The organism is Streptomyces sp. SP18BB07 (assembly GCF_036322545.1).
Lineage (GTDB): Bacteria > Actinomycetota > Actinomycetes > Streptomycetales > Streptomycetaceae > Streptomyces > Streptomyces deccanensis.
Window position 1 is genome coordinate 22,272 of sequence record NZ_JAQYWT010000159.1, and the last position, 6,000, is coordinate 28,271.

General features: G+C 66.4%; 6 protein-coding genes and 1 pseudogene. 4 read left to right on the forward strand and 3 right to left on the reverse strand.

Annotated elements, in window-relative coordinates:
- Positions 1-192, forward strand: coding sequence for a hypothetical protein (locus tag PUR53_RS01245; protein ID WP_329896215.1), 192 nt, complete (start codon positions 1-3; stop codon positions 190-192).
- Entirely contained in the window at positions 189-776 is a 588-nt protein-coding gene (locus tag PUR53_RS01250) for a DUF6262 family protein (RefSeq protein WP_329907081.1), read from the forward strand. Before PUR53_RS01245 ends, PUR53_RS01250 begins: the two co-directional genes overlap by 4 nt.
- A 364-nt stretch (positions 777-1,140) precedes the next feature.
- Here the strand turns inward: PUR53_RS01250 and PUR53_RS01255 are convergent, their stop codons facing one another.
- Complete coding sequence (locus tag PUR53_RS01255) at positions 1,141-2,052, reverse strand: hypothetical protein (RefSeq protein WP_329896213.1); 912 nt, start codon at positions 2,050-2,052, stop codon at positions 1,141-1,143.
- A gap of 192 nt (positions 2,053-2,244) precedes the next feature.
- Positions 2,245-3,366 (reverse strand): S1 family peptidase, encoded by a 1,122-nt coding sequence (locus tag PUR53_RS01260; protein WP_329907083.1) that lies wholly within the window; start codon positions 3,364-3,366, stop codon positions 2,245-2,247.
- Positions 3,367-4,029: 663 nt separating this feature from the next.
- Here PUR53_RS01260 and PUR53_RS01265 point away from each other — a divergent pair.
- Positions 4,030-4,710, forward strand: a pseudogene (locus tag PUR53_RS01265) (DUF5655 domain-containing protein); the annotation flags it as partial.
- Positions 4,711-4,984: 274 nt separating this feature from the next.
- A complete protein-coding gene (locus PUR53_RS01270; RefSeq protein ID WP_329896211.1) occupies positions 4,985-5,722 on the forward strand; it encodes a sulfite exporter TauE/SafE family protein in 738 nt (245 codons plus the stop codon).
- Positions 5,723-5,807: 85 nt separating this feature from the next.
- Here the strand turns inward: PUR53_RS01270 and PUR53_RS01275 are convergent.
- A partial coding sequence (locus PUR53_RS01275; RefSeq protein WP_443080249.1) for an ATP dependent DNA ligase occupies positions 5,808-6,000 on the reverse strand: 193 nt, incomplete at its 5' end.

A 6,000-nucleotide genomic window follows, 5' to 3' on the forward strand; every position in this document is an offset into this window, starting at 1 on the left:
GTGTCGACACCCTGTTGGCTCTTCGACGACGCCCTCGCCCTGGACCTGCGCAAACCCCAGGACTACTTCCACCGCGTGTGGTCCACCGCCTTCCGCACCGCCGACCTCGCCGACGCGGGCAGCGACGAGCAGGACGAGTACAGCGATACATGCACAGCCGAGGGGGACGACCCCGAACAGGAAGCCGCATGAACACCGCTGCCATTCCCGAACCCCGCACCGCGGCGGCCCTGGCCGCCCGCCGCCGCAAGACCGAAGCCGCCCTTGAGCGCGTCCACCAGGCCATCGCCCGGCTCCGACGCGAGAAAGCCCAGATCAGTGTCGCCGCCGTCGCCCGCCGAGCGGGCGTCTCGCGCACCTTCCTCTACGACAACGTCGAGGCCAGAGGCGCGGTCGCCGCAGCGATTACGCAGGCCGGCGAACACCAATCCGGCACGCTCGCTGAACAGGGCGACGAACGCGAGGCGACGTGGCGCGAACGCGCCCTGAACTCCGAGGACGCCCTCAAGGCCGCCCACACCGAGATCCTCACCCAGCGCACTCGGATTGGCGAACTCCTGGGCCAGATACGGGACTTGCAGGACGAATGGACCGAGGGTGCTATCCAGCGGATCACCACAGAGAACACCACCCTCAAACAGCGCGTCCGCCAGCTCACCACCGACAACCGCACCCTCGACGAACGGCTCAAGGCCGCCCGCTCCAACCTCCGCTTCCAGGACCGGCGCGTCGCCGACCTCGAAGCCCGCATAGCCGAACCGGCACCGAAGTCCTGATCCTCCCGCCCAGCCACTTCACCGCCCGTCCTCCCTCCCGGTGGACGGCTCGTGCACTCCGAATGCCACCGTCAACATCACGCTGGCGACAGCGAACGGGCCAGATAACCCTGCTGACCTGCGAAGCCCTCGTGGCTTGCTTGAGCCGGATGCGCTGAAAGGTGCACGTCCGGTCTGAGGGGGCCGGGTCACGGCAACGTGATCCGGCTACCCGACCACAGCCGGGGACGAGGCGCTCATGCTGGAGCGGGCCTACAGTTCGATCTCGATGTTCTCCACGTTGGTGAACTTCCGCCCCCGCTGCTGCTCGGCGGCGACTGCTCCCGAGTGGACGGCGCACATGGAGGGCTGGATGATGTTGCGCTTACGTCCAGCTCGGTGCCGCCCCTTTGGGGTCTCCGAACGGCACTGGTCGACCGGTGAGGGAGTCCAGGAGGAGGCGGTCACCGAGCGGCCGCGACAGTTCGACCCTCACGTTCTGTTCGATCATGTCGGCGGGGCATGTGCCGCTTTCGGCCCCCTTGATGGAGGCGTACAGTACTACGCTCTCATCTGTCTCCAGCGCTTTGACGATCGGGCCGTCGTCGCAGGATCCGTGAGTGGCCTTCACAGTTATGGAGCGGCCATCTGCCGCCGTTGCGGCCAGCCGGGCGAGGCTCCTGAGACCGCCAGTAGCCCCTTGTCGGGCTTGTCCGATCGGCGGCTTGGGAAGCTTTGAGGGGGTTACGGCGACACGCTTGAGCGGGGTGTCGTAGCCCTCCAGCGTGAACAACCATGCGGGAACGGTTGCGTTGCCGCGGCTTGTCACGATGGTTGTTGTACCGAGACGGGCCCCAGTCACGGTCAGTTGGGCTCCGTCACTGCGGTTAAGGGCGAACGACTGGTATGCCTTCTTTGCCCCGATCAGTGGGCGGGTGAGATCTTTCCCCTTTCCCCAGTCCACCGTCCCGAGGGCGGGGGCTGTGCTGGGCAGATCGCCGCCCAGGACGAAGTTCTTCGTTTCGTAGGCTCGTTCGTCTGCCTTACTGTGCCAGCCGGATTCCGGCTTCTGCACCGCGTCGGCCATCGGGTAGTAGCCCTGCGCCCAGGCATCGGCGGCTGCCGATGCCCGCCAGGCATCGGCTACTTGCCGGGCGCGCTCTTCCTGCATGCGCAGCGACTGATCGTTCGCATGACCATCGTCTGTGCGCTGATCATTGCCGCAGCCAGCAAGGAGGCTCGTGCTCAGGAGTGATACCAATAGTATGCAGACGGAGCGCTTCGGTTGCGTATTCATTGAGTCCTCTGTGGCGGTCGACGAGGGTTAGGTACGGAACACAAGGGCGCGGGGACTCTTCAGCGTCCAGCGCTGCCCCACTCCCGCACCTTCGACGCGGACGGGCGCATCCGGGTTCACTCACAACCTCTCACCACCTGCTGCATCTGGGTGGCGTCGCAGGGCCGCAGGCAGCGAGAGGTCGTCCGTGGCCTAGTAGACCTTCAGGCCCTCCCAGGAGAGCACCTTGTATACCGGCTCGTAGAAGCTGGAACGGTCCGCTTGGCTGTCGGAATCCCCACATGGCTGGTCGGCATAGCTGCCGCCCGAATTGATGCCCAGCGCCGTCTCACCGCTGAAGAGGGGTCCTCCGCTGTCGCCATGCACGGTGCAGTTGCTCGCCTCGACCATGTTGGTGAGGGTGGTGCCGTCGGTGTAGGTGACCGTCGCGTTCGTCGCCAGCACCATGCCCCCCAGGTCCTGGCTCATGGTCCCCACGCGCTTCACCTTCTCTCCCTCGAACGCGGAGGCGGAACGCGAGATCTGCCCTTCCGAGCCGTCCCTGTACTGGATCGTTCCGTACGGCGCGACGTCGCTGTTGCTGTACTCCACCACTCCGTAGTCGGACTGGTTCACGTCGTTGCCGTAGGCCCAGTCGATGGCCCTTCCGAGGGGAATGTCCCCGCTGCTGCGGCGCCAGGTGACAGCGCCTCCCTCCATGCAATGGCCGGCGGTAAGCATGTACTTCTTACCGCTGGAATTCTGCACGTTGAATCCGGCCGAGCACGTCTTGGTCCAGTTTGTCCCGCCTGACGTGAAATCCGATTTAATGCCGAGGCCGCCGCGCATGGCGTACGCGGTCGATTCGATCTTGCCGGAGTGTTCGGTTATGTCGACCGCGTCCCCGAATCCGGAAACGGCCTCCTCGATTCGAGTCCTGTCGGCGTCGGAGACCCCGTCGTAGATCTTTACGTTTACCCGGTTGCTGCTCTGGTCGATGCTCCAGGCAGTGTTGGGTATCCCCGCCAGTTGATCCAGTTCCGCCTTGGCGGAGCTGAGCTCGGCCGCGCTGTGTGGGACGACCTCCGCTGCCGCCCCAGCGTTTCGCACGGTTTCTGCCGCGGCCTGATCGGTAACGGCGACAACGAGTCGTTCGTCCTGGTAGTAGATGCCGGCTGTGCGCTTGTTGCCCAGCTGATCGGCGATCGCCGCCACCTCCGCCGGATCGGTGAGCGGTGCCGGCGCTGCCTGGGCGGTGGTAAGTGTGGTCAGCGTGAGAACCCCGCCGACCGCCGCCGCTACGTACCCTCGGTACGCGTGATGACGTCTTCGCATGTATGCCCCCCTGCTTGTCGAAGTTGGAATGCGCTCCCTGTGATCGACGTGCTCGGGCGAGACTCACGACAGCAGGTGACCGAGCGGTGAATTGGGCATGACAATTCCGCTTGCTGATCACGTTTGGCTTGAATCCACAGGCTGCGGGCCGGAAAGTCCCCAAGGAAAAGCGTCTTGGCCTCACCGCCTACGTATGAATCAGAGCGTGGTGGTGAACCATGCTGTAGCTCGATGATCTGTGGCTTTCCTGTCCCGTCCTGTGCCCGGGCTATGACCCGCGCCCGCCGGTCTGGCAGCCCGGGATGGACGCTCAGTCCCTGCCCGGGGCCTACCGACAGGTGTTCGCGGCGGTCGTGGCTGCTGCGGGACCGGTGTCCGCGCAGGAGCTGACGCGCGTGCTGGGCCGGGACGCGTCGCGGTTGGGGTGCGTTTCTTCTGGAGGGACAAGAAATATTTGGTCAGCACCTTGCGTCTGCGGCAAGCGCGGCACAGGAGGTCGCGCCGAGTTCCCAGTACCGACCACGTCCGTGCTGGTCGGCAGCGAGGTCCCTCAAGAAGAAGCGCACCCGAGCCCCAACAACGGCCACAACTCCCCGTCGCGGACATGTAATCTATGAGTCGTCGCAGTTCAGAGCCGGTTCGCGAGCTCCTGCGGTCGGTAAAGTCGAGTACAAGCGCGGTACCGACGCAGGGGTGGTCAACCAGGGCCTGTACTACATGGCGTGGCTGATGGCGCACAAGGATGCTTTCCGGCAGTTGGTCCGCGAGGGGCTCGGGGTGTCGGCCGCGTCGCAGGTGCTGTGGAGCGCGCCGCGGTTGATCTGTGTCGCCGGTGGCTTCACCCGGTACGACGTGCATGCCGTGCGCGAGCACCGGCACAGCATTGATCTGGTCCGCTACAGGTTCTTCGGCAGTGGCAGGGACCTTGTGGGGCTGGAGACGGTGGCCTCCGTCGCCGGGCGGGCACCGCGCGTACGGCGCCCTCGCCGGGACGCGGCCCGGATGCCTGATGCCGATGGGCACGGCGGGGCGCTGGCGGAGCTGGCGCAGGCGGTCGATGAGGTGCTGCTGGGCCTCGGGGAAGGCGTCAGCCGGGTGCAGCGCAAGCAGTACCGGGCGTATCAGCGCCTGCGGAACTTCGCATGCGTCTGCCCGCCGCAGAAGGCCAAGCTCCTCGTCTACCTCAAGGCCGATCCCAAGGATGTCGACCTTGCTCCGGATTTCACCCGGGACGTGTCCGGTCTCGGTCACCACGGGACGGGTGATCTGGAGGTTCAGTTGCGTACGCCGCGCGACGTGGAGCGGGCGATGGACCTGTTCGGGGCCAGCTACGCGGCATCGTGATTGCCGACCGGGCCCGTGGGCCGTGCTCACTTCCTGGTGTTGCGTGGTCGCGGGAAGGCGCCTTTCGGTGGGCGGGCAGGGCGTGGCGGTGGACTGTCAATGATGCGGGGATCGCCGGGTTGGCCAACCGGCGAGCCCCCGCTATGTTTCTCCGCTTCGAAGCGGGCTGCATTCGCCTGCCCGAGCATCCGGATCGTCCCGCGCCGACTACATCGCACAGGTGTGGTTGTGTGGTGAGATTGCCAGCCGTCCGAAGCAGTAGCCAGCGGGCGGAATGCGGGCCTTCGGGATGATCGGTTTGGGCGGTGCGGAGTTCAGGCTGCCGTTGCTGATCAGTCTGTTCGGGTTCGCCGCGCTCTCGGCGGTCATCCTGAACAAGGGCATGAGCCTGGTCGTGGTTCTGGCCGCGCTGCCCGCTCGTCTGGCAGCGGTCCCGGCCTCTGAGGTGGCCGCGCACGGGTCTGTGGCGATCAACTTGCTGGCCGGGAGTCTGCTGGGTGCCTGGGCTGGAGCGTCCTGGGCGGTGCGGGTGCGCAGTTCCACGCTCTACAAGGTGCTGGCAGGGTTGATGGTGCTGATGGCCGCGGCTCTGCTGGTCACCCACACGTCCACGCTGGGTACGGTTGCGCTGCCGCTGTGGGCCCAGGTGCCCTGCGGAGTCGTGGCCGGCTTCGGTATCGGCGTGGTCGCGGCGCTCATGGGCGTGGCCGGAGGTGAGCTGCTGATCCCGACGATCGTGCTGCTGTTCGCGGTGGACATCAAGACGGCCGGAAGCCTCTCCCTGCTGGTGTCACTGCCGACCATGCTGGTCGCTTTCGCCCGCTACAGCCGTGACGGCAGCTTCGCCGTGATCGGCGACAACCTCCGCTTCACCATGGTCATGGCCGCAGGCTCGATCGCGGGCGCGATGCTGGGCGGGCTGCTGCTCGGCGTGTCCTCGAAACCGGTCCTCATCCCCGTCCTGGCCGTGATCCTGCTCGTTTCCGTGGTCAAGCTCGCCCGTCACGATTGAACACGGTCACGCGCTATCACCCACCATCAGGAAGCGCGACACCTCAACATGCGCGCCTACCGGTCGCACCCTCCAGGACACGCTTCTACGAGCGGTTGGCCTCAGACGAGTCGCCGGGGGCGAGGTCGGGGCGGAGCCGGTGCCAGGAGGGGTGGCGCAGGTATCCGGCGCGGGTGCGGGTGGTGTAGGTGATCTCGGCGACGAGGCGGGGCAGGACCCAGCGGGCTCCGGGCACCTTGGGGGCGGGGGTGAAGGGGCAGGTGGTCCAGGCGGCCACC